The following is a 24,044-nucleotide window of genomic DNA, read 5'->3' as shown; positions in this document are numbered from 1 at the left end:
CATGGCGGCCCGGGTGAACGCCCGGCCGCCCCTCATGCCACGCCGCGCCGCCGGTCGCGGCGGTACAGCGCATAGCCCAACGGCCACATCACGCCCACCATCAGGCGTGCCCATGGGTTTGTCAGGCGATAGGCCTGCAGCGCCGTGGGCACGCCGGAGTGCTTCAGATGCAGCCGGAAGCGCGTATAACGGGCCGCGGCCATGATGAATTCGCGCGGCCGAAAGCGGAAGAATTCCAGGTGGTGCTGCAGCATGTCCCAGGCCAGCAGGTACAGGCCCTGGGCGTTGTTGGCCACCGACGTCGTGCTCTGGCTCAGGCCGCCCGGCGTGTCGTGGTAGGTGCGCACCACTTGATTGATGAAGCGGCTGAGGTAACCGGCCCGCGCGATCGCCCACCACACCAGGCTCTCGGGCACGAACCCCGCCACGTTTTCCGGAAACGGATACTTCTTGAGGACGTCGGTGCGCATGCAACCGAATTTCTCGCCCTTGATGCGGTAGCGGAAATACACGTCCACCGCCGTGCTGTCGAACACGTCCTGCGGATAGCGGTCGCCCACGATGCTGCCGTCGGGCCGGGCGCACAGGCCGGTCACCGCCACGTAGGAATCGCGCCGCGCCGGCGGGATGGCCTCCCACGCCGCCTTGAACGTCGCCAGCGCCTCGGGCGGCATCTCGTCGTCGCTGTCGAGCGCCACGATCAACTGGCCATGCGCCTCGCGCACGCCCCGGTTGAAGGCGGTTTTCTTATGCTGGTTGTTCTGCCAGATGTAGCGAATGGGGAAACGGGCCCGCTGCTGCCAGTCGAGCACGGCTTCGTGGGTATTGTCGGTGGAGCCATCGTCCACGATCACCCACTCGAAATCCCGGAATGTCTGGCGGGATAGGGATTCGTACACCCTGTGCAACGTCCCCGCCCGGTTGTAGGTGGGCGTCAGGACGGTGAAAAACGTCGGCGTATCGATCATGCGAACTGGGCCCCTTGGCGATTCCGGATAACCGCTGCGGTCTTGGTATGGTGTGTTCGCCTGAAGTTTAGGGGATATGCCCGCGGCAACTGATGGCATGGCATGCAAATTTGCAATCAAATCTGACAAGGCGCGGATTCTCGGACTGATTCTGGTCCGCGGCGCCGACGTTGGGACTCGCGCCGGAGTGGCGTAAACTCGGGCGGCCCACACCGGAACGCCTATGGAAGCCCCGACCGTCCAGCTCAACGACATCGCCCTGTTTGTAGAAGTGGCCAAGCGCAAGAGCTTCAGCCTGGCCGCCCGGGCGCTGAACATGCCCACCTCGACGCTGTCGCGCCGTATCAACGAGCTGGAACGCGCGATCGGCCTGCGCCTCATCAACCGCAACACCCGCCGCCTGGACCTGACGGAAGCCGGCGCGGCCTACATGAGCCGCTGCCAGGGCCTGATCGACGAGGCCCGCCTGGCGCACGAACAGTTGCAGGCGCTATCGGGCGGCCCCTCGGGCAATCTGCGGGTGTCTATGCCCTACAGTCTGGCGATCTGGCTGCTGCCGGAAACGATCAACGATTTCACGGACCGCTATCCCGAGGTGGAGTGCGAGTTCGACCTGAGCATGATGACGGCGTCGGACGCCCAGGGCACGCCGTTCGACATCGTGCTGCGTTTCGGCCGCAACAGCGACTATCCGGTGACGAACGCCGACCACGGCAATGGCAATGGCGCTGCGCCGGCGCCCCGCAGCGACGGCGCGGTGGTGCAGGAACTGGTGGCGCTGAACAACTATCTTTATGCGTCGGACCGCTATCTGGAACGTTTCGGGGAACCGAAGACGCCGTCGGACCTGACGCAGCATCAATGCCTGCGCACGACGATCGACGACGCCCATTCGCACTGGACGCTGCACAATGGGCGGGTGAGCGAGCAGGTGCCGGTGAAGGGGCATCTGGCGGCAAACAACATGAGCATCGCGGGGACGCTGGCGGGGCTGGATCTGGCGATCACGCGGATGCCGCATTGCCAGGCGCTGGATCCGATCATCAAGCGCAATTCGTTGCGGCGGGTGTTGCCGGGGTGGTCGGTGGATCCCATTTCTATCTACGTGGTGTATCCGTCGAGTATTCAACCGGCCAAGACGCGGGCGTTCATGGATTTCATTCGGCCTAAGTTGGGGCCGGCTGAGTAGTCGTTTTTTTCTGGACGATGCGGGGTTCTTGCGCCGCGCGTGGCGGGATCGGCGGGGGATGGCGGGGCTCCGATTGCGGTCCGGAGCCTTCGCTCCGGACTACCCCTGCCTCAACCTCGTACGCCTTCGGCTCCCTTCGGTTTCCGTCGGGCGCATCTACACGCCCCGCCATCCCCCGCCGATCCCGCCACGCGCTCACGATGAGACTTGGCCTAGGGCGTTGGGGCGGTCGGCTTGCTTGGCGTGCTGGTGACTATCAGGAGTGGAGCGGAGGATCTTGCGGGGTCCGCCTCAAACCGGCCGCGCGGGCGGCCTTTTGAGGCTTACGCGGCGTCTTGCGTCGGGATGATGGCGCTCTCGCGTGTGCGAAGGGGCCAATTAGCTGGCCTGTCGATGCATCCTGCACACGGAGCGGACCGAAAGGGGGCTTACCAAGCCAAATGCGTCCCTATTTTTTTCGTTCCCGGGTCTCCAGGCAAGCCTCCCCCAAATTGGCGCCCTAGCCACTTTCAGGCTAGAATGCCGAGTTACCCAATTTCCCCGCCAGCCCAGTTTCCGGTTGTGCGGCCGGGTCGAAGACACCCGCAAGCCAAGCTTGAAGGCGGCTTCGCCCCGCTAATTCGATTTCCGCAAATTCAACAGGAGAATCAACATGGCTGAACGCAAACGCGTGCGTCGCAACACCCTGGAACGCCGTTGCCTGGGCAAGGCCTTCAAGCGCTTGTTCGTCAAGTCGCCCAAGGGTGTGTTCAAGATGCTGGAAAAGATCAAGCGCGTCTAAATGACCCGCCGGCCGCGCCAGATTCCTGGCGTGCGGCCCGATCGAAAAAATCCCCGCTAGTGCGAACCGGCGGGGATTTTTGTTTGGGGCGGCCGTTGGCGCCGGCTGTCGGGACGCCCCAGCCTCAGGTCCGCAGCTTCGCCAGCACCTGCTCGGCGCGGGGCAACGGGTCGACCGCGCCATAGCCCAGCGTCGACAGCGCCGCCGCCACGTTGGCGTAGCGCACCGCGGCGGCCCAGTCGTCGCCCTGGCAGCGGCGCGCCAGCAGGCTGCCAGCGAAGCAGTCGCCGGCGCCGGTGGCGTCCACCGCATCCACGCGCAATGCCGCCACCGGCGCGCGGGTCTTGCCGTCGTCGATGATGGAGCCGTCCTTGCCCAGCTTCAGCACCACCACGCCGGTCGCGCCGGCGTCGCGGATCCAGTCGAGGGTGCGTTCGGGGTCGTCGTTGTCGGTCAGGTGCTGCATGTCGTCCATGCTCGGCAGGAACAGGTCGGCGTGGCACAGCGCTTCGCGCAGCACGGCGCGGGCGCGGTCCAGCGGCCACAGGCGCAGCCGCAGGTTCGAATCCAGGCTGACCTGCACGCCGGCCGCGCGGGCGCGGGCGATGGCGGCGAAGACGGTGTCGCAGGCGCTGGTGCTGATCGCCAGGCTGATGCCGGAGACGTGCAGGAACCGGGCGCGTTCGATCAGCCCGCCGTCGAGGCTGGCGGGCGTCATCAGGCTGGCGGCCGAGCCGCGGCGCAGGTAACTGAAGGCGTGGCCGTCGGGGCCGTGCTGCACGAAGTACAGGCCGGTGTGCGCAGTGGCGTCGACCTCGACGCCCGAGGTGTCCACGCCCTCGTCGCGCCACAAGGCCAGGAACTGCGCGCCGAAGGCGTCATCGCCGACGCGCGTCAGGTAGGCGCAGCGCGCGCCCTGGCGGGCGGCGGCGATGACGGCGTTGGAGGTGTCGCCGCCAAAGCCTTGCAAGTATTGGCGCTGGTCCTGGCTGGTCTGGTTCAGTTCGACCAGCGGTTCGCCCAGCGCGACGATATCGAAATCAGCCATGGGCGGCCTCGCGGGTGCGGGTGATCTGGGCCACCAGCGCGGCGGTGTCGCGCGCGGCGAAGGCGGCCTTGTCGTAGAGGTTGCTGCCGATGCCGACCAGGCCCGCGCCGGCGGCGAAATACGCGGCCATGTTTTCGGCGGTGACGCCGCCGGTGGGGCAGAACACCGTGTCCGGATACACCGATTTCAGCGCCGCCAGATGCTTGGGGCCGCCGGTGTCGGCCGGGAACACCTTGACCACATCGACGCCAGCGCGGCGCGCGGCCAGCACCTCGGTGGGCGTGAAGGCGCCCAGCAGGCAGAGGGCGTCGGCGGCATGCGCCAGGTCGACGATCTCGGTGGCCAGTGCCGGCGACACCAGGAAGTCGGCGCCGGCCACCAGGGCCTCGCGCGCCTGGGTTTCATCCAGCACCGTGCCCACGCCCAGCAGCAGCGCGGGGCCGTGCTTGTCGCGCAGCGCGCGCACCAGGTCGGTCACGCCCGGAATGGTCCAGGTCAGTTCCAGCGTGGTGCAGCCGGCGGCCACGGCCACCTCGGCGGCGTAGGCCGCCGTGGCGGCATCCTGGTAGCGCAGCACGGGCACGACCCGGGCGGCGAGCAAGGCGTCGAGTTTCGAGGCACGGGGAGCAGCGGTCATGGCATTCCTTTCGGGATGGATCGTTCAGGCGCCGCCGGATGGCAGCACGGCGAGTTTGGCGGCGGCCGCATCGCGCAGCCGCAGCAGGGGTTCGATATAGGCCGATTGCGGATCGTCACTGCGCCGGAACATCAGCGTGCTGACGCTGACGCATGCGACCGGCTGGCCGCCGGCATCGCGCAGCGCCACGCCATAGCAGACGATGCCGGGCTCGTTTTCCTCGTTGTCCAGCGCGTAGCCGCGCGCCGCCGTCTCGGCCAGCGCCGCGCGCAGCGCGGGCAGGCTCGCCACGGTGCCGGGCATGCGCGATTCCAGCGGCAGGTCGCGCAGCAGATGTTCGCGCGCCGGCTCGTCCAGCGCGGCCAGGTAGGCCTTGCCGACCGCGCTCGAATGCAGCGCCACCGCCGCGCCCACGCGCGAGGCCATGCGCACCGGGCCCGGACTTTCAAGCTTGTCGATATAGATCATTTCGGTGCCGGCCGGCACCGCCAGGTGCACGGTCTCGCCGGTGGCGTCGCGCAGCGCCTGCAGGTCGGCCGCCAGCGCGGCGCGCAGGTCGAACTGCGACCAGGCGCGGCTGGCCAGGGCCAGGAGGCGCGGCCCGAGGCGATAGGCGCCGTCGGCTTCGGCCACCATGCCCTGCTCGGCCAGCGCCGCCACGATGCGATAGACGGTCGGCCGCGGATAGCCGCTGCTGCGCGCCAGCGCCGCCGCCGTGGGCGGCCGCGGCGCGTCCGCCACCGCCTGCAACACCGTCATGAACTTGGCGAACGCGGCCGCGCCCGCCACCTTGGATTCCGACACAACCGCCCCCACCTCGGGTAGATGCCCTGCGTTAACAACGCGCCCGCGGAAAGCACTCGGCAAACCGCGCCAATTTCAGACGAATCTGCGATACTGTTTATTTGTACAGCTTCGTCGCGCATGTTTGACCACATTGTGGACACATGCCTCACGATATAGGCAATTATTCCACATCGCCGCGCCCGGAACCAGCCATTGGCCGTCGTCCGGGGCCGCCCCCTCCCTCAGGCTACGATACCGTCCATGAGCTCCCAAATCCGCATCGTTGGCGCCCGCCAGAACAATCTCAAGAACCTGGACCTGACCATCGCCACCGGCGAACTGGTGGTCGTGACCGGCGTGTCGGGGTCCGGCAAGAGTTCGCTGGCCTTCGACACCCTCTACGCCGAGGGCCAGCGCCGCTACGTGGAAACCTTCTCGCCCTACGCGCGCCAGTTTCTGGACCGCATGGACAAGCCGCAGGTGGACCGCATCGAGGGCATTCTGCCGGCCATCGCCATCGACCAGACCAATCCGGTGCGCAGTTCGCGCAGCACGGTCGGCACGATGACCGAGCTCAATGACCACATCAAGCTGCTGTTCGCGCGCGGCGCGCGCCTGCACTGCCGCGGCTGTGGCAAGGTCGTGCAGCGTGACACCCCCGAATCGATCCACCGCTCGCTGGCCGAACGCTCGGCCGCGGCCGGCGATCCGCGCCTGGTGGTGACCTTCCCCATCGCCGTGCCGGCCAACTTCACCGAAGACGAAGTGCGCGGCTTCCTCGAGCAGCAGGGCTACACCCGCGTGCACGCCGAGGAAACCGCCGTGCCGAACGCCACCGCGCCGGCCAAGGGCGCCAAGAAGGAAAAGGGCAAGGCCAAGGCCGCCACCGAGGAACGCCGCATCCTGCACGTGATCCAGGATCGCTTCCGCTTCGCCGGCACCGAACGCGAACGCGTGATGGAAGCGCTGGATACGGCATTGCGCATGGGCGCCGGCCATCTGGCCGTGTACGTCATGGACGCCGAGGGCGCCGATGCGCACATCTGGAAGTACAGCGACCGCCTGCACTGCGCCGACTGCAACATCGAATACACCGACCCGCTGCCCAGCAGCTTCTCGTTCAACTCGCCGCTGGGCGCCTGCGAGGCCTGCCGCGGCTTCGGCCGCGTGATCGGCATCGACTTCGGCCTGGTCATCCCGGACGAGAACAAGACCTTGCTGGAAGGCGCCATCAAGCCCTGGACCACGCCCTCGTACAAGGAATGCCAGGACGATCTGCAGAAGTACGCGCCGCGCGCCGGCATCCCGCTGGGCGTGCCGTGGAAGAGCATGAGCGAGGAGCACAAGCGCTGGGTGCTGTACGGCACGCCCGACTGGAAGGGCGGCAACGACGCCTGGAAGCACCAGTGGTACGGCGTGCAGCGTTTCTTCGACTGGCTCGAGACCAAGTCGTACAAGATGCACGTGCGCGTGCTGCTGTCCAAGTACCGCAGCTACACCCCCTGCCCCACCTGCAACGGCGCGCGCCTCAAGCCCGATGCGCTGCTGTGGCGCCTGGGCACCAAGGCCGAGGCCGACAGCGTGCTGCCGCCGGAAGACGGCCGCTACAAGCGCTTCATGCCGGTCGGCGCCAACTGGAGCCGCGAGCAGCTCGACAACCTGGACGGCCTGTCGATCCATGACGTGATGCTGCTGCCCATCGAACGGGTGCGCGCGTTCTTCGACAAGCTGTCGTTCGAAGGCGCGCTCGACGCCGCCACCGACCTGCTCATGACCGAGGTGCGCGCGCGCCTGAAGTTCCTGTGCGACGTCGGCCTGGGCTACCTGACGCTGGACCGCCAGAGCCGCACGCTGTCAGGCGGCGAAGTGCAGCGCATCAATCTGACCACGGCGCTCGGCACCTCGCTGGTGAACACGCTGTTCGTGCTGGACGAGCCGTCCATCGGCCTGCACCCGCGCGACATGCACCGCGTGGTCGAGGTCATGCACCGGCTGCGCAACGCCGGCAACACGCTGGTGGTGGTGGAGCACGACCCGCAGGTCATGGTGGCCGCCGACCGCATCATCGACATTGGCCCCGGCCCCGGCGAACGCGGCGGCCAGATCGTGTTCGACGGCACGCCGGCGCAGTTGCGCGCGGCCCGCACGCTGACCGGCGACTATCTCGGCGGACGCCAGCGCGTCGAAGCGCCGCGCCCCATGCCGGTGGCGGCCAACACGCCGCGCCTGCTGCTCGAAGGCGTCAGCGCGCACAACCTCAAGAATGTCTCGGTCGAGCTGCCGCTGGGCCGACTGGTGTGCGTCACCGGCGTGTCCGGCTCGGGCAAGTCGACGCTGGTGCAGGACGTGCTGTTCCCCGCCCTGCTCAAGCAGAAGGGCAAGCCGTCGGAAGCGCCGGGCGCCTTCGAGCGCCTGCTGGGCGTCGAGCAGATCGCCGACGTCGTCATGGTCGACCAGACCCCCATCGGCAAGACCGCGCGTTCCAACCCGGCCAGTTACGTGGGCGCGTTCGACGCGATCCGCAAGCTGTTCGCGCAGGCGCCGCTGGCGCGTGAACGCGCCTACACCGCCGGCACCTTCAGCTTCAACGGCGGCGACGGCCGCTGCCCCACCTGCGGCGGCACCGGCTTCGAACACGTCGAGATGCAGTTCCTGTCCGACGTCTACCTGCGCTGCCCCGATTGCGACGGCAAGCGCTTCCGCCCCGAAGTGCTGGAAGTGCGCGTCGAGCACCTGGGCAAGAGCGCCTCGATCGACGAGGTGCTGGAAATGACCGTGAGCGAGGCGCTGGAGTTCTTCAAGGGCCTGCGCGACGTGCAGACGGGCCTGGCGCCGCTGGCCGACGTCGGCCTGGAATACGTGCGGCTGGGCCAGCCGGTGCCGACCCTGTCGGGCGGCGAGGCGCAGCGCCTGAAGCTGGCCGGTCACCTGGCCGAAGCGGCGCGCAGCGGCATCTCCACCGCCAAAGTCGCCAAGAAGGGCAGCCTGTTCCTGTTCGACGAACCCACCACCGGCCTGCACTTCGATGACGTCGCGCGCCTGATGCGCGCCTTCCGCAAGCTGCTGGCCGCGGGCCACACGCTGCTGGTCATCGAGCACAACCTGGACGTGATCCGCGCGGCCGACTGGCTGATCGACCTGGGCCCCGAAGGCGGCGACGCCGGCGGCCTGGTGATCGGCGTCGGCACGCCGCAGGACCTGATGGCCAACCCCGCCTCGCACACCGGCGCGGCGCTGCGCGACTACGAAGTCAGCATCCTGCCAGCCGACGTGGTGGTCAGCAGCGACATCGACGCGCAGGAAGCCGAGCAGGCCGGCCTGACGGCCCGCATCGCCGAGCCGACTGCCGCCTATGGCGCCGGCGAAGGCACGCCGCTGCAATCCGTCATGCGCAAGCGCCGCCAGGACAACATGGCGATCGAGATCCGCAACGCGCGCGAACACAACCTTAAGAACGTCAGCGTCGAGATCCCGCGCGATAAGTTCACCGTGATCACCGGCGTGTCCGGCTCGGGCAAGTCGACCCTGGCCTTCGACATCCTGTTCAACGAAGGCCAGCGCCGCTATCTCGAATCGCTCAACGCCTACGCCCGCGCCATCGTGCAGCCTGCCGGCAAGCCGGATGTGGACGCCATCTTCGGCATCCCGCCGACCGTGGCCATCGAACAGCGCACCAGCCGCGGCGGCCGCAAGTCGACCGTGGCCACGATGACCGAGATCCACCACTTCCTGCGCCTGCTGTACGTGAAGCTGGGCACGCAATACTGCCCGGACTGCAACGTCGCGGTGGAGCCGCAGAACACCGACCAGATCGTGGCGCGCCTGCTGCGCGAGCGCAAGGGCGAGCACATCGGCCTGCTGGCGCCGCTGGTCACCGCGCGCAAGGGCTACTACACCGACCTGGCCAAGTGGGCCGGCTCCAAGGGCCACACCCACCTGCGGGTCGACGGCGAATTCATCCCGGTGGCGCCGTGGCCGCGCCTGGACCGCTACAAGGAACACACCATCGAACTGCCGGTGGCCGACGTGGTGGTCGACCCGGCCAACGAGGCTGACCTGCGCGCCGCGGTCAAGAGCGCGCTGGAAAACGGCCAGGGCGTGATGTCGGTGGTGTGGCCGGTGGACAAGCTGCACGAGGCGCTGAACAGCGAACTGCAGCAGCAGCATTTCTCGGTCAAGCGCGCCTGCCCCTCGTGCGGCACCAGCTTCCCCGAGCCCGACCCGCGCCTGTTCTCGTACAACTCCAAGCATGGCTGGTGCACCGGCTGCTTCGGCACCGGCCTGCAACTGCAGGGCTTCGACGAAGAGCAGACCGGCGAGGAAACCGCCTGGAACGCCTGGTACGAAGGCGAGGCCAAGGTCTGCACGCAGTGCGACGGCCAGCGCCTGAACCGAGTCGCGCGCGCCGTGCGCTGGCGCGACAAGTCGATCGCCGAGCTGGCCTCGCTGCCGGTGTCGGACGCGCACACCTTCTTCACCGGGTTGGTGGCGCGCGGCCGCGAAGGCGAGATCGCCCGCGACATCCTCACCGAGATCCGCGGGCGCCTGAACTTCATGCAGGAAGTCGGCCTGAACTACCTGGCGCTGGACCGCGCCGCCCCCACCCTGTCGGGCGGCGAGGCGCAGCGCATCCGGCTGGCGGCGCAGTTGGGTTCGAACCTGCAGGGCGTCTGCTACGTGCTGGACGAGCCCACCATCGGCCTGCACCCGCGCGACAACCGCATCCTGCTGGACGCGCTGGCGCGCCTGGAAGGCAACGGCAACACGCTGGTGGTGGTCGAGCACGATGACGACACCATCCGCCGCGCCTCGCACATCATCGACATCGGCCCCGGCGCCGGCATCCGCGGCGGCCGCGTGGTGGCGCAGGGCAGCGCGCAGGACCTGATCGACGCGCCCGAATCCGTCACCGGCCGCTACCTGGCCAAGCCCTTGCAGCACCCGCTGCAGGGCCGCCGCCCGGTCGAGGCCGACACCCCCATGATCGAGATCAAGGGCGCGCGCCTGCACAACCTGCGCAGCGTCGACGCCAAGATCCCGGTCGGCCGCCTGAGCGTGGTCACCGGCGTGTCCGGCTCCGGCAAATCGACCCTGGCGCGCGAAGTGCTGCTGGACAACCTGATGCAGGCCGTCTCGCAGGGCAAGGCGCCCGGCTGGGCCGGCTGCGAAAGCATCAAGGGCTGGGAAGCGATCGACCGCGTGTTGGAAGTGGACCAGACCCCGATCGGCAAGACGCCGCGCTCGTGCCCGGCCACCTACGTCGGTTTCTGGGACGACGTGCGCAAGCAGTTCGCCGACACGCGCGAAGCGCGCATGCGCGGCTGGACCTCGGCGCGCTTCTCGTTCAATACCGGCGACGGCCGCTGCCCGATCTGCGAAGGCCAGGGCATGCGCACCATCGAAATGAACTTCCTGCCCGACGTGAAGGTGCCGTGCGACGCCTGCAACGGCGCGCGCTTCAACAGCGACACGCTGAGCGTGCAGATGCGCGGCAAGAACGCCGGCGAACTGCTGGCCATGGAAGTCGATGACGCGATCGAATACTTCGCCGCGCACCCCAAGATCCATCGGCCGCTGCAGCTGATGCAGGACGTCGGCCTGGGCTACCTGACGCTGGGCCAGCCGTCGCCGACGCTATCCGGCGGCGAGGCGCAGCGCATCAAGCTGGTGACCGAGCTGTCCAAGGCCCGCCTGACCGACGGCCTGATCAAGACCGGCCGCGCCTCGCGCATCCCGCACACGCTGTACGTGCTGGACGAGCCGACCGTGGGCCTGTCGATGGCCGACGTGGAAAAGCTGATCCACGTGCTGCACCGCCTGGTGGAAGCCGGCAACACGGTGGTGGTGATCGAGCATAATCTCGACGTCATCGCCGAGGCCGACTGGCTGCTGGACCTGGGCCCCGAAGGCGGCACCGGCGGCGGCAAGCTGGTGGCGCAGGGGTCGCCTGAACACGTCATGACCTTGCGCGACCACTCCCACACGGGCCGGGTGCTGACGGAGTTCCTGGCGCAACAGTAAAGAGAGTCATGCATTGTCGTTTTGAAGACCGGCTGGCCGGCCGCGCGCTGCGGCTGGACGGCTTCCTGGCCCGCATCGAGGCGCGCGCGGCGGCCGAGGTCGGCCCCGCGCTGGCCGCCATCGACGCGGCGCGCCAGCGCGGCCACTGGGTCGCGCTGCTGTTGGACTACGAACTGGGCGAATGGTTGTTGCCCGAAGCCACCCGGCCCGCGCCCGCCGGTCCCTGGACGCCGCCGCATGATGACGGCCGGGCGCGCCTGACGGCATTGGTGTTCGAGCGCCAGATCGACGAAACGCCGTGGGACCCGCCGGCGGCCGACAGCCCCCCGGCCGCCCTCAGCATCCCCGCGCCGCGCATGACCGAGGCCGGCTACGTGCGCCAGATCGAGGCCATCCGCGCGCTGATCGGCGCCGGCGAGCTGTACCAGGTCAACTACACCCAGCCGCTCGACGTGCAATACCAGGGCGACGCGGCCACGCTGTATCGCCGCATCGCCGCGCGCAATCCGGTGGCGCACGGCGCCTATATCGAGGACGGCGCGCGCACGGTGCTGTCGTTCTCGCCAGAGCTGTTCGTGACCCGCCACGGCGCACGATTGACCACCCGGCCGATGAAGGGCACCGCGCCGCGCCACCCCGACCCGGCCGAGGACCAGCGCCTGGGCCAGGCGCTGCTGGCCAGCGACAAGAACCGCGCCGAGAACCTGATGATCGTCGACCTGCTGCGCAACGACCTGGGCCGGCTGGCCGAGCCCGGCTCGGTCAAGGTCGAGGCGCTGTTCTCGCTGGAACGCTATCCCACCGTCTGGACCATGACCTCGACCGTGTCCGCGCAGGCGCCGCGCGCCACGCTCGAGGACGTGCTGCGCGCGCTGTTCCCGTGCGGCTCCATCACCGGCGCGCCCAAGGTCGCCGCCATGCGCCGCATCCGGCAAATGGAGGCCGCGCCGCGCGGTCTGTATTGCGGCAGCATCGGCTGGCTGGCGCCGGACGGCGACTTCTCGCTCAACGTGGCGATCCGCACGCTGGTGCTGGATGCGGCCGGCCATGGCGTCTACAGCGTCGGCGGCGGCATCGTGCACGACTCCGATCCGGCCGAGGAATGGCAGGAATGCCACTGGAAAGCCCGCATCCTGCGCGCCTGAGTGCGCAATCCGTGTCCACGGGGTAGGATAGACCCCGGCCCCGCCCTCCTTCGCCCGCCGTTTACCAGGAGCCCGCATGCAACCCGAACTGATCGAGACCATCCTGGTCGACGCCGAGCGCCGCGTGCCGCTGCTGGCGCGCCACCTGCACCGCCTGGAGCATTCCTGCAAGGCGCTGGGCTACACCTGGGGCGGCAATGCGGTGCAAAGCGACATCATGATCGCCGCGCTCAGCCTGAACACCCCCGGCGCGCACCGCCTGCGCCTGTTGGTGGCGCGCGATGGCAGCCGCCACATCCAGACCGCCATGCTGCCGCCGTTGCCGGCGGCGCAGGAAATCATGCTGGCGCCCGAGGCGCTGCGCTCCTCCGAACCGCTGCTGCGCTACAAGACCACCTACCGGCCCTGGTACACCAAGACCATCGAATGGCTGCCGGCCCATCCGCACATCTTCGACCTGGTCTACCTGAACGAACGCGGCGAGCTGTGCGAAGGCAGCCGCAGCAACGTCTACCTGCGCCTGGATGGCGACTGGTATACGCCGCCGGTCGACAGCGGCTGCCTGCCCGGCGTGCAGCGCGCCGAACTGCTGGACACCGGCAACGTCAGCGAACGCGTGCTGACCCTGGCCGACCTGCACGCGGCCGACGAAATCCGGCTGTCCAACGCCCTGCGCGGCTGGTTCACGGTCACGCTGCGCGAAACCTGAACCCCGGCGCGCCGGGCGGTGAGTACGCGCCCCCCTAATCCGCGAACTGCTCCACCACCACCTGCCGCAGCCACTGGTTGGCCGGCTCGCGATGGTTGCGGGCGTGCCAGAACACATTGATGACGGACTCCGGGATCTTCACCGGACAGGGCGCGGTGGCCAGGCCGAACGGCTTGCAGGCGCAATCGGCGAAGCGCCGCGGCACCACCGCGATCATGTCGGTGGCCTGCAGCACCGGCCCCACCGCCATGAAGTGCGGCACCGTCAGCCGCAGGCGCCGGCGGATGCCGGCCTGCTCGATCACCTGGTCCACCACCCCGTGGCCGGTGCCTTCGGACACGATGGCGACATGCTCGGCGGCGCGGAACTGCCGCGCCGACACGCCGGTGCGCGCCAGCGGATGGTCCTCGCGGAAGATGCACACATAGGGCTGGCGGAACAGCCGGCGCTGGAAGAAGCCGTGCTTCAGGCCCGGCAGGAAACCCATCGCCAGGTCGATGCGGCCGCGCTCCATCTCGTCCTTCACGTCGATCGAAGTGGTGCGCACGGTGCGGATGGTGACGCCGGGAGCGGCGTCGTCCAGCGCCCGCATCAGGCGCGGCAGGAAGTAGGTCTCGCCGACGTCGTTGACGCCGATGACGAAGGCGCGCTCGCTGCGCGCCGGATCGAAGCTGGCGCGCGCGTTGAGCGTGCCGTGCAGCGCCGCCAGCGCATCGGCGATCGGCTGCGCCAGCGCCTCGGCATAGGGCGTGGGCACCATGCCGCGCGAGGTGCGCAGAAACAGCTCGTCGCCCAGCAGTTTGCGCAACCGCCCCAGCGCGTTGCTGACCCCCGGCTGCGAAATGCCCAGGTTCTGCGCCACCGCCGACACCCGGCCGTGCTTGCACAGCTCGTTGAACACGACCAGCAGGTTCAGGTCCATGTCTTGCAGGTTCATGCTTGTCTCCACCAATATTTATTTTGGTGATTGTTGTCATCATCCAGATTCTATTTATTTATTTCACACCCTGGCCGATGATGCAACAAACGCCTGCGCCCATGTCGCGCCGGCTCCGATGGATGAAGGAGACAACCATGCGCCATCCCCGCGTCACGCCCTGTAGGCACGGCCGCCTCGCCGGAGGCCGCCGATGAACACTCCCCTGGATACCGCGACGGACACGATCCCCGGCGCCCGCGCGAACTCTGCCTGCCCCGCCAGCGCCGCCCCCGAACAGCCGCTGTCGTTCATGCCCCCCTGGCAGGGCGACGGCAGCCACCGCATTCCCTTCGGCGTCTACACCGACGCCGCCCTGCACCAGCGCGAGCTGGAGCGTTTCTTCTATCGCGGCCACTGGAGCTACGTCGGCCTGGAAGCGGAAATCCCCAATCCCGGCGACTTCAAGCGCACCGCCGTGGGCGAGCGCTCCGTCATCCTGCTGCGCGACAACGACGGCCAGGTGCGCGTGGTGGAGAACGTCTGCGCCCACCGCGGCGTGCAGTTCTGCCGCGAACGCTCCGGCAACCGCAGCGAGTTCGTCTGTCCCTACCACCAGTGGAACTACGACCTGCAGGGCAACCTGATCGGCGTGCCGTTCCGCCGCGGCGTCAAGCAGGACGGCCGCGTCAACGGCGGCATGCCGCCCGACTTCAAGCCGGAAGAGCACGGCCTGACCAAGCTGGCCGTGGCCTGCCGCAACGGCGTGGTGTTCGCCTCGTTCGACCACGACGTCGAGCCGCTGGAAGACTACCTGGGCCCGGACATCCTGCACTACTTCGACCGCGTCTTCGACGGCCGCCAACTGGTCATCCACGGCTACAGCCGCCAGCGCATCCCGGGCAACTGGAAGCTGATGCAGGAGAACATCAAGGACCCTTACCACCCCGGCCTGCTGCACACCTGGTTCGTCACCTTCGGCCTGTGGCGCGCCGACAACCGCTCCGAACTGAAGATGGACCGCCACTTCCGCCACGCAGCCATGATCTCGACCCGCGGCCAGGGCGGCAAGGGCAGCGTCACCAGCGGCGTGTCCAGCTTCAAGGAACAGATGACGCTGAACGACGACCGCTTCCTGGACATCGTGCCGGAACCCTGGTGGAACGGCCCCACCGCCGTGCTGATGACGCTGTTCCCCAGCGTCATCATCCAGCAGCAGGTCAACTCGCTGTCCACGCGCCACATCCAGCCGGTCGGCCACGACGCCTTCGACTTCGTCTGGACCCACTTCGGCTTCGCCGACGACACCCCCGAGATGACACAGCGCCGCCTGCGCCAGGCCAACCTGTTCGGCCCGGCCGGCTTCGTCTCGGCGGACGATGGCGAAGTGATCGAGTTCTCGCAATCCGGCTTCGCGCAGAAGCCCTGGCACCGCAGCGTGGCCGAATTGGGCGGCAAGACCGCCGAGAACACCGACCACATGGTGACCGAAACCCTGATCCGCGGCATGTACGCCTACTGGCGCCGCGTGATGGAAGCGGAGGCGTGAACATGCTGGACTTCCCCCTCTACTACCAGTTGACCCGGCTGTACGCCGACTACGCCGCCGCGCTCGACGCCGAACAGTGGGAGCAATGGCCCGACTTCTTCCTGGAGGACTGCGTCTACAAGGTGCTGCCGCGCGAGAACCACGAACGCGGCTATCCGCTGGCGACCATGTCGTTCGAGAGCCGCGCCATGCTCAGGGACCGCATCTACGGCGCCACCGACACCATCTTCCACGACCCCTACTACCAGCGTCACGTGGTCGGCGCCCCGCGCGTGCTGTCGGTGCGGGGCGACCGCATCGAATCGGAAGCCAACTACGCGGTGTTCCGCACCAAGCCGAACCAACTGACCACGGTCTACAACGTCGGCCGCTACCTGGACGTGATCCGGCAGACGCCCGACGGGCTGAAGTTCGAGTCGCGGCTGTGCATCTTCGACAGCGAGCTGATCCCGAATTCGCTGATCTACCCCATCTGACCAGGACACCAAGACATGAGTACGAACTGGATCAAGGCCATCGCGCTGGCCGACGTGCCGGACGAAGACGTGATCGCCGTGCAGGCGGGCGGCCGCGAGATCGCGCTGTACGGCGTGGAAGGCAACGTCTACGCCACCGACAACCTCTGTACGCACGGCAATGCGCGCCTGTGCGACGGCTTCCTGACGGGCCACGAGATCGAGTGCCCGCTGCACCAGGGCCGCTTCGACGTGCGCGACGGCCGCGCGCTCTGTTCGCCGCTGCGTGACAACCTGGCGACCTACCCGGTCAGGATCGAGGACGGCGTGGTGTTCGTGGCGCTGTGACCCGGGCGCGGCGGCGTTCCGTGACGGGCCGTCGCCGCCCAGCTAGCCTTGCAACGCCAGCCGCAGGGCCTCGTTGGCAGCCGCCATGCCCATGGCGGCGGTCACGGTGACCACCGAGCCATAGCCGGCACAGGACAACCCCTGCGGCGCCACGGCCTGCGCCGAGGCGCCCATATCGTCCTCGGCCTCGGCCTGCCGCGTCCATTCATCGGGCAGGATGGCGGGCTGATCGAACCACAGGGCATGAATCCCCATCTTCGGCACGCGCTTGAGCGCCTTGCCGTTCTTGTCCGCCGCCCGCGGAAACCCATGCTCGCGCCGCAGCTTGTTGCGCAGCTTGGACAGCAAGGCGTCATTGACCGCGGCCGACAGGTCGCCGGCGCGCAACGCCAGCGGATCGGTCTTGCCGCCGGCGCCGCCGCACAGCAGCATCGGAATCCCCAGCGCCCGCGCATGCAGGATCATGGCGATCTTGGCGGCGGCCTGGTCGGTGCAGTCGATGATGGCGCTGTAGGGGCCGGGCAACACTTGCGCGACGTTTTCCGGAGAAACGAAATCGTCCACACGGGTCAGGCGACATTCGGGATTGATGGCCAGGATGCGTTCGGCCATGGCATCCACCTTGGACTGCCCCAGGGTTTCCGTGAGCGCATGGATCTGCCGGTTGACGTTGGATTCGGCGATGTGGTCCAGGTCGATCAGCGTCAGGGCGCCGACCCCGCAGCGGGCCAGCGCTTCGACCGTCCACGAGCCTACGCCACCCAGGCCGGCGACGGCGATGTGGGCGTTCTGGAGGCGGGCGGGAGCCTCGGGGCCGTAGAGGCGGGACAGGCTGCCGAAGCGGCGGGCGATGTCGGCTTTTTCTTCTGGGGCGGTCATGGGGGGTATTTTATATGGGCGCGCGTCGGGCGATCCCCCCGGGTCCTTTCACGGCGAAGGTTGCCATTCATCCCGGACATAACCCGGTGAAAGGCCCGTCACGACCACCCCGTCCGGCGTGGCAGGCCCGGCCGAGACCACGATCGACCGCTCGGTGGAGCTTGCCGATTCACGAAACCGGACAAGGCTCTTTCCCGCGTCAGTACGAATCGCCGTGGCCGGCACCACCATCGCCTGCTCATCATGAAAGATCACGATCGAGGCGCTCGCCGTCATTCCCAGCCGCACCACCGCCTGTTGCGCCGCCGTCAGCGGCGGCAATGCAATCACTACCCGATACATCGTGCCCGCCTGCGAGTCTCCCTCGAGTCCCTGCACCCCGATCGATTCCAATTCGCCGGAAAGCGCCAGGTCCCTGAATCCTTCGCCACGTATTTCCACCGGCTGGCCTGGACGCAGCCGATTCAGATCCGTCTCGTCGACCTTGGCCACGACATGGACCCGCGCGACGTTGGCAATGGCCAACAGCCCCTGGCCCTGCCCAACCTTGGCGCCCGCCAACAATGGCTCTCCGACGGCGTCCCGCCTGCCATCGCCGTTGCCCGGGACCCGGATCACGACACCCGAAAACGGCGCCACCACCACGCCGGAGGCCTCATCGGCCAGCGCATTGAGCCGGGCCGTGGCATTGGCCACCTCCATTTCCGCGAGTTGCCGCGCTTGCCCCTTGCCGCGCTCCCGGGCGTCGGCGAGTTCCGCCTCTGCCGAGGCCACCGACAGGGATTGCATCTTTTCCTGCTGGATCAACGCATCCAGCTCCATGCGGGGCACGATTCCGCGCTCATAGAGCTGCCTGGTCTCAACCAGCTTCTGATGCGTGTCGCTCAGACTGAGACGCGCGCTCGACAGGGTTTGACGAGCGCGGGCGACGTCAGGGCCAGACTCCCAGTGGTCGATGTCGCTCAGGAGCTTGCGCGCCTTGATCTGTTCGCTCAGCGCCTGGCGTCGCTGTATGTCGAGTTCGGTCACATCCATCTCGAGCAGGCGCTGGCCCGCCTCCACCCGCTGCCCTTCCGACACCTCAAGCGACTTGATATTGCCATCGAAGGGCGCTGTGATTGTGACGATCTGCGCCGAAACGATCTTTCCCGCCACGCCCAGACGAATCTCGACCGGCCGTGGCGAAACCAATGTCCAGGGCGAGGGTTTATCTTGCGCCCTGCCGCCAGGCGGCCGATGCCATGCAAAGGCGATCGCCGCGACGGCAAGCAGGGCCACGCCCGCTGCCATCAGGCCGGATTTATAGGCAAAGCGCTTAGTCATTCAGCGAGATACCCCAACTTTGCAATGTCATGCCAAGCTTCAGGTCCAACTGCGCCTGTGCATCCAGATAGCCGATCAAGGCATTGAGTCGGGCGTTCTCCGCCCCGCGTAGATCGGTTTCAAAGGCCAGCACCTGAAAATTGCTCGATCGTCCTGCCTGCAGTTTCTGACGTTCGATCTCGAGCTTCTTGCGTGAAAGATCGCGAACGCGTCCCGCGATTTCGTACTGGCGCCATCGAGAGGCCAGTTCCCGCACCGCGTTATTCACGTCCAGCACCAACTGCTGTTCGGCGTCTTCGAGCAGCAGCGCCTGGTTGTCCGCGTCGGCTTTTGCATGGACGGCAGCCTGTCGTGCGCTCAGGTCGCCGATCGGTATCTGGACCTGGACACCCACATACCCGTCCCAATGGCGATCGGACACCGCGTCCGCACGGCTCGACCGCCTCGTTCGCCCCTGGCTGGCGCCGCCCATCAGGGAAACATCCCACAGGCGGTTGTCGCGCGCGACCGCAAGATTGATATCGGCCTGTTCCCGGGCGATCACCTGCTGCAAATACCGCGGTTGGTGCATCAACGCGATGCGCTGGGCATCCTGCACGCTGAGCGTCGAGGGCATTTTCCCGGGCGTGTCGCTGGCCCGGATCCGGCTGCGCAGATCCAGGGCCAGCAGTTGCAGCAACATCAATCGGCTGGCGTTGAGATCGTTATCGGCATTCTCGACATTGAACTCCTGGGCGGCCACATCGGCCTCCGTCTGCACCAGGTCGACCCGCGCCATGCGTCCGGCGGCGATCAGCGCCTGGTTGATCTCCAGAAGCGCTTGGGAACGCTGCAATGCCGCCTTGGCAATGGTGACTTGCTCTTGCGCCCGCATCAATTGCCAGTAGGCCTGGACGATCTGCGTAACGGTCTGGGAAACCGAATCCTGCAAAGTCAGCCGATTGCTTTGCTCGATCAAGCGCGCCATGCGCAAGGGCGCGGTTGCCACCTCGCGGCCCGCGCCGCGCAGCAAGGGTTGGATGATCGCGAGCGTGACGCCGTCGTCGCGGAACCCTCCCGCCCGGTTGGCCTTGCTCAATTGGCTGGTCCAACCCAGGCTGAAACGCGTGCCGAATTCCCCCACCATCGTCGCCGCGGGCGAAAGCACCCCCTGCCGCGAACGATCGTCCTGATTGCGGTTGCCGGTGATCTGCCCGGTAACGAGAAGCTTGGGCGAAAAGAAATCCTCGGCCACGCGCAGGTCGAACTTCTGCGCCACGCGGGTCAGGTAGGCGCTGCGTATGCCGCGATTGGCGCGCAAGCCGAGAAAGACGGCATCGGTCAAGGTCAGATCGACGACGCCCTGGCCCACCACGGCCGGCGCCTGATACGGCATGGTCGGGCGAGACGGCAACGGCTCATCACCCGCGCGTGCCACGGGTGACAGCGCCGCCAACCCAAGCGCCACGATGAGCATTCGCGCCGCACTACGCATCGCGCAAGGCCTGGACAGGTTCCAGCCGCGAAGCCGCGACGGCCGGATACCAACCGAAGAACAAGCCCGTCAGCAGCGCCGTGCCCATCCCCAAGGGCAAGGATGCGGGCGCCAGCACGAAATCCCAACCGGAGTAGCGCGCAAAAGCGTAGGCCGCGCCAACGCCGAACACTGCGCCCAGCGCCGCGCCCACCATGGCCAACAGGCCCGCCTCGGCGAGGAACAACAGGCGGATGTCGCGCCGGGTCGCCCCGAGCGCCAGGCGAACGCCGATCTCGCGCCGCCTTTCGGAGACACTCATCAGCATCACGTTCATCACGCCCACGCCGCCCACCAGCAATGAGATCGCGCCCAGTCCCGCGAGCAGATATGAGAAGGTTCGGGACTGGCGCTCGAGACCATCGATCAATTGCCGGGGAATATCCACCTGGACCTCCCTGCCGGGCACCTGCGTGCCGACATACTCGCGCAGCGCGCTGGCCGTTTCCACAAGGTCGGCCATAGGCGTCGCCCTGGCCAGGATGGCGCCGAGTTCAGGCTTGGGAAACAATCGGTGCAGCCCTTCAACGGGAACGATCACCGATCGGTCCGCATCGACCGGAATCAGCGGATTCCCCTTCATGCTGCGCGTGACGCCGATGACCTGATAGAAGTAGCCGCCAATTTGCAGCGAGGCCCCCAGGGCGAGCGGATGCGCCGGACTGCCCAGTTCACGCGCGATTTCCGCACCGACGACGGCAAACGTGGCATGACGATCGAACGGCGACAGGAAACGGCCGCGATCCATGCGCAGATTCATCGCGGCGGCAAGATCCGGCGTCGTGCCTACGATCCTGGGAACCATCGTACGTCCCGGGAAACGCAGCGGCACGTTGTAGACCGACAGGGGCGCCGCATGGCGGATGCCCGGCACGGCTTGCGCCAACGCGCCGGCATCCAACGCGCGGGGCAGCGCGCGCGGCTTGGCGCCCGTCACAGGGAAAGTCACCACCAGGATGTCCGTACCCATGTCCTTGAACATGCGCATCACCTGTTCGGCGGCGCTATGCCCGATGTTCAGGAGCGCGATGATGGCGGTGCTGCCGACCATGATGCCGAGCAAAGCCAACAAGGCCCTGCGACCCATTTGGCGCAGGCTGTCGGCCGCTTGCAGCGCAGTTTGCGTCAGCGATGGACCGCGCATGCACCGGAACACCGGAAATCAACGTCTTTCATCGCAGTGGCAGGGTTCATGCAATACACCGTCGCGCACATGGAGCTGGCGCGAGAAGCGGTCAGCCAGGTTGGCATCATGCGTCACCATCACGATCGTGACCGCCCGCTCGCGATTCAGCCCCATGAGCAAGGCCATGATGCTCTCGGCTGAAGCTTGATCCAGATTACCGGTCGGTTCGTCCGCAAGAATGACGGAGGGATTGCCGACCAAGGCGCGGGCAATGGCGACCCGCTGGCGCTGCCCGCCGGAGAGATCGGCAGGGAGATGCCCGCCGCGATCGGCCAATCCAACTTGACGAAGCCAATCCGTGGCCGTGGCCCGCGCCTGGGCTCGCGGGATACCACGATAGAACAGTGGCAAGGCAACGTTATCGAGGGCGTTCATACGGGGCAACAGGTTGAAGGACTGAAAAACGAACCCGATCTCTCGATTGCGAACCCAGGCGCGAGCGTTCTCGTCCATATCCAGCATGTCGCGTCCGCGAAACAGGAACTGGCCGGCCGACGGCCGGTCGAGCAAGCCCAGGATATTGAGCAAGGTGCTCTTGCCGGAACCGGACGCCCCAAGCAGCGCGCAGGTTTCGCCGGGGTGGATCCCGAGCGTCACGTCCCGTAGCACGGATACGGATTGGCTGCTCATGCGATAGGCATGGCTGACATGTGTGACGTGAATGAGCGGATGGTGCAGCATCTTGCAAGCCGCATCAGTCAAAAGGTCCAAATCGATTCAAATGTATTCGATAGCGGGTTATAGCCAAACCGGCAATGACCCACTATCGATCGGAACTTGCTTAGTCGTTGTAATACACCACCATCGAGGAAATTATGTACCTGGGGTACGGCCCGGCACCCGTACCGGTATATTTGACATAGAACGTATTATCGGCAGGACTGCCAACAAAATATTGGTAAATTCTCCCATCGTAGGATATCGGAAGGCAATTAACTGTATTACCGTAGCAAACCTGCATCGATACATCCGCCTGGGCGCTATCTCGAAGCTGCACTTGCACACCCTTTATTTTTTTACCCGAGGGTGAGACGAGAAAATTAGCCGGCCGATACATAACAATTGTTGTCGCCCCCTTCCTTGACACGGAGTCGCTACCATTATCAGCGGACCAAACATAATCCCCGGCGAATGCGCTGCCGGAGAACAGCAGCGAAGCAGCTATCAACGCATTCAGCAATCCATTCTTCATAAAATCTCTTCCAAAAAAAGGTGAACTTCGTATCGATCATCGGCTGATGCTGAACTTCCCCGGCTTTTGCTGGCGAGGCCCGATCAACATACAGGACGACAGGTTGATAACCTGCAACTCAATTTGAGCGCCACAATGGGATTGCATGTTGTTATTTTTGGAACACGCGCGACCGAATTGGTCAGACCATGAAAAATCCCATCATTGCTTAGCGGACCGTCGCTACATCAAAGAGAAAAATCAGATTGAGCCACGATCATAAAAAAACCCAATGGAACGCATCGGGTTTTTTTCGGAAAGGCACATAAGAGCGTGCCACTCTGAAATTAATAATCTATACCGAGCGATTGGATGCCTTCGACGTATGACCCAATTTTCCATAAAGCAAATCCATCAGCAGGTATTGCCTGTCCCGTTCCATAGCATGCACTTTGTGCTGCAACACGCTTCGGGAAATTTCATCCTTTGTCTGCGTAGGCGTCCCAGCGTCTGATTCATCTGGTGGGACATACGTGATGGACGTAATACCATTAACGAACGGATTCCCGTGACCTCCCCACGGATCCATTGACTCTACCGCTTCACGATACTTGACACTCAATCCGAATCTGTAGGCGAAATCGTTCGGCTGAGACAAAATCACATGCCCCATTTTTTTATAGATATCCATTGCTGAACTGCCCTTTGCCTTCTCGGCGGCATACATGGCTTTCAATTCGGCATTGCACGCATCGGCTTGTCGTTTATCGATCATTTTACTTTCAGGAGTGATCGGAATTCTCGTAGTCGCGTAGTAATCCGGCCCCCCATAAATTGCGTCGCTGCAGTCACATGCGGCCCCATCGCCGAAGAAAGCCCAAGTCTCGAGCCGTTGATACCGTTCCTCCTCGGTATAGTTGTTAGCAAAGCGAGCCAACTCTTCAGGTGTCCAGGCCGTCAACAAGCTGAGATCTGCATCCTTATCTTCCGACTCCTTATTTGACAGCGCCACCGCCTTATCAGACAGGGTCACGGCCTTCGATGCGGGGGGGCTTTCGATATATTTTTGCTTCGCAGAACCCATGACTTCGGTGAAGCGGGCTTCCCCATTCGCGTCCGTAGTGAACCGCGTCGACGAATAGTTGAATCCGAGCGGGCCGCTCGGACCTGACAGCGTTGAATTGGATACTTGCACAAGTAGCTCCTGATTGATTCAAGCCATTGATGCCATTGGCTGTTCTCCAAATGGGCGCAAGGGCAAGGAATTGGATCTTTCAATCTAGAACGGCGAGTGGCCCTTGACGTTGCCTTATAAGAAACGCGCCAGACCGAAAAGGTAACGTACGGGCAACCCACCCGAAGGCGGTACTCACTGCACACATGGGAGCAATTCGCCCGGCAATGGCTAGTCAACCTGATG

At 66.0% G+C, this 24,044-nt stretch carries 20 protein-coding genes; 8 read left to right on the top strand and 12 right to left on the bottom strand.

Annotation, left to right across the window (positions count from 1 at the left end; genetic code table 11):
* Positions 1 to 32: 32 nt before the first annotated feature.
* The gene (locus tag HV783_RS00860) at positions 33 to 968 is read right to left on the bottom strand and encodes a glycosyltransferase family 2 protein (RefSeq protein WP_054501806.1); all 936 of its coding nucleotides are present in this window, start codon (positions 966 to 968) and stop codon (positions 33 to 35) included.
* A 223-nt stretch (positions 969 to 1,191) separates the two neighbouring features.
* Here HV783_RS00860 and HV783_RS00855 point away from each other — a divergent pair, with 223 nt between their 5' ends.
* Both HV783_RS00855 and HV783_RS29580 read left to right on the top strand, forming a co-directional pair.
* Positions 1,192 to 2,157 carry a LysR family transcriptional regulator gene (locus HV783_RS00855; protein WP_054501807.1) on the top strand — a complete coding sequence of 322 codons (966 nt, stop codon included), beginning with the start codon at positions 1,192 to 1,194 and terminating at the stop codon, positions 2,155 to 2,157.
* A 652-nt stretch (positions 2,158 to 2,809) separates the two neighbouring features.
* Positions 2,810 to 2,938 carry a hypothetical protein gene (locus HV783_RS29580; RefSeq protein WP_006226408.1) on the top strand — a complete coding sequence of 43 codons (129 nt, stop codon included), beginning with the start codon at positions 2,810 to 2,812 and terminating at the stop codon, positions 2,936 to 2,938.
* Between the two features lie 124 nt (positions 2,939 to 3,062).
* On the opposite strand, the gene HV783_RS00850 is transcribed toward HV783_RS29580, so the two are convergent.
* The 3 genes from HV783_RS00850 to HV783_RS00840 are packed head-to-tail and all read right to left on the bottom strand — an operon-like array spanning position 3,063 to position 5,427.
* Positions 3,063 to 3,986 (bottom strand): sugar kinase, encoded by a 924-nt coding sequence (locus tag HV783_RS00850; RefSeq protein WP_175188527.1) that lies wholly within the window; start codon positions 3,984 to 3,986, stop codon positions 3,063 to 3,065.
* Positions 3,979 to 4,623 (bottom strand): bifunctional 4-hydroxy-2-oxoglutarate aldolase/2-dehydro-3-deoxy-phosphogluconate aldolase, encoded by a 645-nt coding sequence (locus HV783_RS00845; RefSeq protein ID WP_049071587.1) that lies wholly within the window; start codon positions 4,621 to 4,623, stop codon positions 3,979 to 3,981. The genes HV783_RS00850 and HV783_RS00845 overlap by 8 nt, the downstream gene beginning before the upstream one ends.
* A 24-nt stretch (positions 4,624 to 4,647) precedes the next feature.
* Positions 4,648 to 5,427, bottom strand: coding sequence for an IclR family transcriptional regulator (locus tag HV783_RS00840; protein WP_144657227.1), 780 nt, complete (start codon positions 5,425 to 5,427; stop codon positions 4,648 to 4,650).
* 243 nt (positions 5,428 to 5,670) lie between these two features.
* On the opposite strand from HV783_RS00840, the gene uvrA reads away from it, so the two are divergent.
* The 3 genes from uvrA to HV783_RS00825 all read left to right on the top strand — a co-directional run bounded on the left by uvrA (position 5,671) and on the right by HV783_RS00825 (position 13,284).
* Positions 5,671 to 11,430 (top strand): excinuclease ABC subunit UvrA, encoded by a 5,760-nt coding sequence (gene uvrA, locus HV783_RS00835; protein ID WP_175188525.1) that lies wholly within the window; start codon positions 5,671 to 5,673, stop codon positions 11,428 to 11,430.
* Positions 11,431 to 11,438: 8 nt separating this feature from the next.
* The gene (locus HV783_RS00830) at positions 11,439 to 12,575 is read left to right on the top strand and encodes an aminodeoxychorismate synthase component I (protein ID WP_175188523.1); all 1,137 of its coding nucleotides are present in this window, start codon (positions 11,439 to 11,441) and stop codon (positions 12,573 to 12,575) included.
* Between the two features lie 76 nt (positions 12,576 to 12,651).
* Positions 12,652 to 13,284, top strand: coding sequence for an aminotransferase class IV family protein (locus HV783_RS00825; protein ID WP_054501810.1), 633 nt, complete (start codon positions 12,652 to 12,654; stop codon positions 13,282 to 13,284).
* 34 nt (positions 13,285 to 13,318) lie between these two features.
* On the opposite strand, the gene HV783_RS00820 is transcribed toward HV783_RS00825, so the two are convergent.
* A complete protein-coding gene (locus tag HV783_RS00820) occupies positions 13,319 to 14,221 on the bottom strand; it encodes a LysR family transcriptional regulator (RefSeq protein WP_006388935.1) in 903 nt (300 codons plus the stop codon).
* Positions 14,222 to 14,513: 292 nt separating this feature from the next.
* Here HV783_RS00820 and HV783_RS00815 point away from each other — a divergent pair, with 292 nt between their 5' ends.
* From HV783_RS00815 to HV783_RS00805, 3 genes are read left to right on the top strand one after another with little or no spacing between them, the layout of a single operon-like run.
* Positions 14,514 to 15,749 (top strand): aromatic ring-hydroxylating dioxygenase subunit alpha, encoded by a 1,236-nt coding sequence (locus HV783_RS00815; protein WP_026382665.1) that lies wholly within the window; start codon positions 14,514 to 14,516, stop codon positions 15,747 to 15,749.
* Between the two features lie 2 nt (positions 15,750 to 15,751).
* Positions 15,752 to 16,225, top strand: coding sequence for an aromatic-ring-hydroxylating dioxygenase subunit beta (locus HV783_RS00810; protein ID WP_175188521.1), 474 nt, complete (start codon positions 15,752 to 15,754; stop codon positions 16,223 to 16,225).
* A 15-nt stretch (positions 16,226 to 16,240) separates the two neighbouring features.
* Complete coding sequence (locus HV783_RS00805) at positions 16,241 to 16,552, top strand: non-heme iron oxygenase ferredoxin subunit (protein WP_020925024.1); 312 nt, start codon at positions 16,241 to 16,243, stop codon at positions 16,550 to 16,552.
* Between the two features lie 42 nt (positions 16,553 to 16,594).
* Here the strand turns inward: HV783_RS00805 and HV783_RS00800 are convergent, their stop codons facing one another.
* From HV783_RS00800 to HV783_RS00770, 7 genes are all read right to left on the bottom strand, one after another.
* Positions 16,595 to 17,431, bottom strand: a complete 837-nt coding sequence (locus tag HV783_RS00800) for a tRNA threonylcarbamoyladenosine dehydratase (protein ID WP_064525568.1) — start codon at positions 17,429 to 17,431, stop codon at positions 16,595 to 16,597.
* Positions 17,432 to 17,479: 48 nt separating this feature from the next.
* Positions 17,480 to 18,754, bottom strand: a complete 1,275-nt coding sequence (locus tag HV783_RS00795) for an efflux RND transporter periplasmic adaptor subunit (protein ID WP_175188519.1) — start codon at positions 18,752 to 18,754, stop codon at positions 17,480 to 17,482.
* A complete protein-coding gene (locus HV783_RS00790; protein WP_254603817.1) occupies positions 18,747 to 20,210 on the bottom strand; it encodes a TolC family protein in 1,464 nt (487 codons plus the stop codon). The genes HV783_RS00795 and HV783_RS00790 overlap by 8 nt, the downstream gene beginning before the upstream one ends.
* Before the next feature lie 10 nt (positions 20,211 to 20,220).
* Positions 20,221 to 21,411 carry an ABC transporter permease gene (locus HV783_RS00785; RefSeq protein ID WP_175188515.1) on the bottom strand — a complete coding sequence of 397 codons (1,191 nt, stop codon included), beginning with the start codon at positions 21,409 to 21,411 and terminating at the stop codon, positions 20,221 to 20,223.
* An 18-nt stretch (positions 21,412 to 21,429) separates the two neighbouring features.
* Positions 21,430 to 22,134 carry an ABC transporter ATP-binding protein gene (locus HV783_RS00780; RefSeq protein WP_175188513.1) on the bottom strand — a complete coding sequence of 235 codons (705 nt, stop codon included), beginning with the start codon at positions 22,132 to 22,134 and terminating at the stop codon, positions 21,430 to 21,432.
* 100 nt (positions 22,135 to 22,234) lie between these two features.
* Complete coding sequence (locus tag HV783_RS00775; protein ID WP_175188511.1) at positions 22,235 to 22,645, bottom strand: hypothetical protein; 411 nt, start codon at positions 22,643 to 22,645, stop codon at positions 22,235 to 22,237.
* A gap of 334 nt (positions 22,646 to 22,979) precedes the next feature.
* The gene (locus HV783_RS00770) at positions 22,980 to 23,819 is read right to left on the bottom strand and encodes a hypothetical protein (protein WP_123767394.1); all 840 of its coding nucleotides are present in this window, start codon (positions 23,817 to 23,819) and stop codon (positions 22,980 to 22,982) included.
* Positions 23,820 to 24,044 lie beyond the last annotated feature (225 nt).

The organism is Achromobacter dolens, assembly GCF_902859745.1.
In the GTDB taxonomy this organism is placed as follows: Bacteria; Pseudomonadota; Gammaproteobacteria; order Burkholderiales; family Burkholderiaceae_B; genus Achromobacter; species Achromobacter dolens.
Note: the sequence above shows the minus strand (reverse complement) of the source record. Positions and strands in the feature narration are given on the sequence as shown.

Bases quoted from the DNA above. Each gene is read 5' to 3' on its own strand.
- HV783_RS00800 (WP_064525568.1), bottom strand. From the start codon at position 17,431: ATGACCGCCCCAGAAGAAAAAGCCGACATCGCCCGCCGCTTCGGCAGC.
- HV783_RS00855 (WP_054501807.1), top strand. From the start codon at position 1,192: ATGGAAGCCCCGACCGTCCAGCTCAACGACATCGCCCTGTTTGTAGAA.
- HV783_RS00780 (WP_175188513.1), bottom strand. From the start codon at position 22,134: ATGCTGCACCATCCGCTCATTCACGTCACACATGTCAGCCATGCCTAT.
- HV783_RS00775 (WP_175188511.1), bottom strand. From the start codon at position 22,645: ATGAAGAATGGATTGCTGAATGCGTTGATAGCTGCTTCGCTGCTGTTC.
- HV783_RS00830 (WP_175188523.1), top strand. From the start codon at position 11,439: ATGCATTGTCGTTTTGAAGACCGGCTGGCCGGCCGCGCGCTGCGGCTG.
- HV783_RS00860 (WP_054501806.1), bottom strand. From the start codon at position 968: ATGATCGATACGCCGACGTTTTTCACCGTCCTGACGCCCACCTACAAC.
- HV783_RS00825 (WP_054501810.1), top strand. From the start codon at position 12,652: ATGCAACCCGAACTGATCGAGACCATCCTGGTCGACGCCGAGCGCCGC.
- uvrA (WP_175188525.1), top strand. From the start codon at position 5,671: ATGAGCTCCCAAATCCGCATCGTTGGCGCCCGCCAGAACAATCTCAAG.
- HV783_RS00805 (WP_020925024.1), top strand. From the start codon at position 16,241: ATGAGTACGAACTGGATCAAGGCCATCGCGCTGGCCGACGTGCCGGAC.
- HV783_RS00820 (WP_006388935.1), bottom strand. From the start codon at position 14,221: ATGAACCTGCAAGACATGGACCTGAACCTGCTGGTCGTGTTCAACGAG.
- HV783_RS00810 (WP_175188521.1), top strand. From the start codon at position 15,752: ATGCTGGACTTCCCCCTCTACTACCAGTTGACCCGGCTGTACGCCGAC.
- HV783_RS00785 (WP_175188515.1), bottom strand. From the start codon at position 21,411: ATGCGCGGTCCATCGCTGACGCAAACTGCGCTGCAAGCGGCCGACAGC.
- HV783_RS00790 (WP_254603817.1), bottom strand. From the start codon at position 20,210: ATGCTCATCGTGGCGCTTGGGTTGGCGGCGCTGTCACCCGTGGCACGC.
- HV783_RS29580 (WP_006226408.1), top strand. From the start codon at position 2,810: ATGGCTGAACGCAAACGCGTGCGTCGCAACACCCTGGAACGCCGTTGC.
- HV783_RS00815 (WP_026382665.1), top strand. From the start codon at position 14,514: ATGCCCCCCTGGCAGGGCGACGGCAGCCACCGCATTCCCTTCGGCGTC.
- HV783_RS00795 (WP_175188519.1), bottom strand. From the start codon at position 18,754: ATGACTAAGCGCTTTGCCTATAAATCCGGCCTGATGGCAGCGGGCGTG.
- HV783_RS00850 (WP_175188527.1), bottom strand. From the start codon at position 3,986: ATGGCTGATTTCGATATCGTCGCGCTGGGCGAACCGCTGGTCGAACTG.
- HV783_RS00845 (WP_049071587.1), bottom strand. From the start codon at position 4,623: ATGACCGCTGCTCCCCGTGCCTCGAAACTCGACGCCTTGCTCGCCGCC.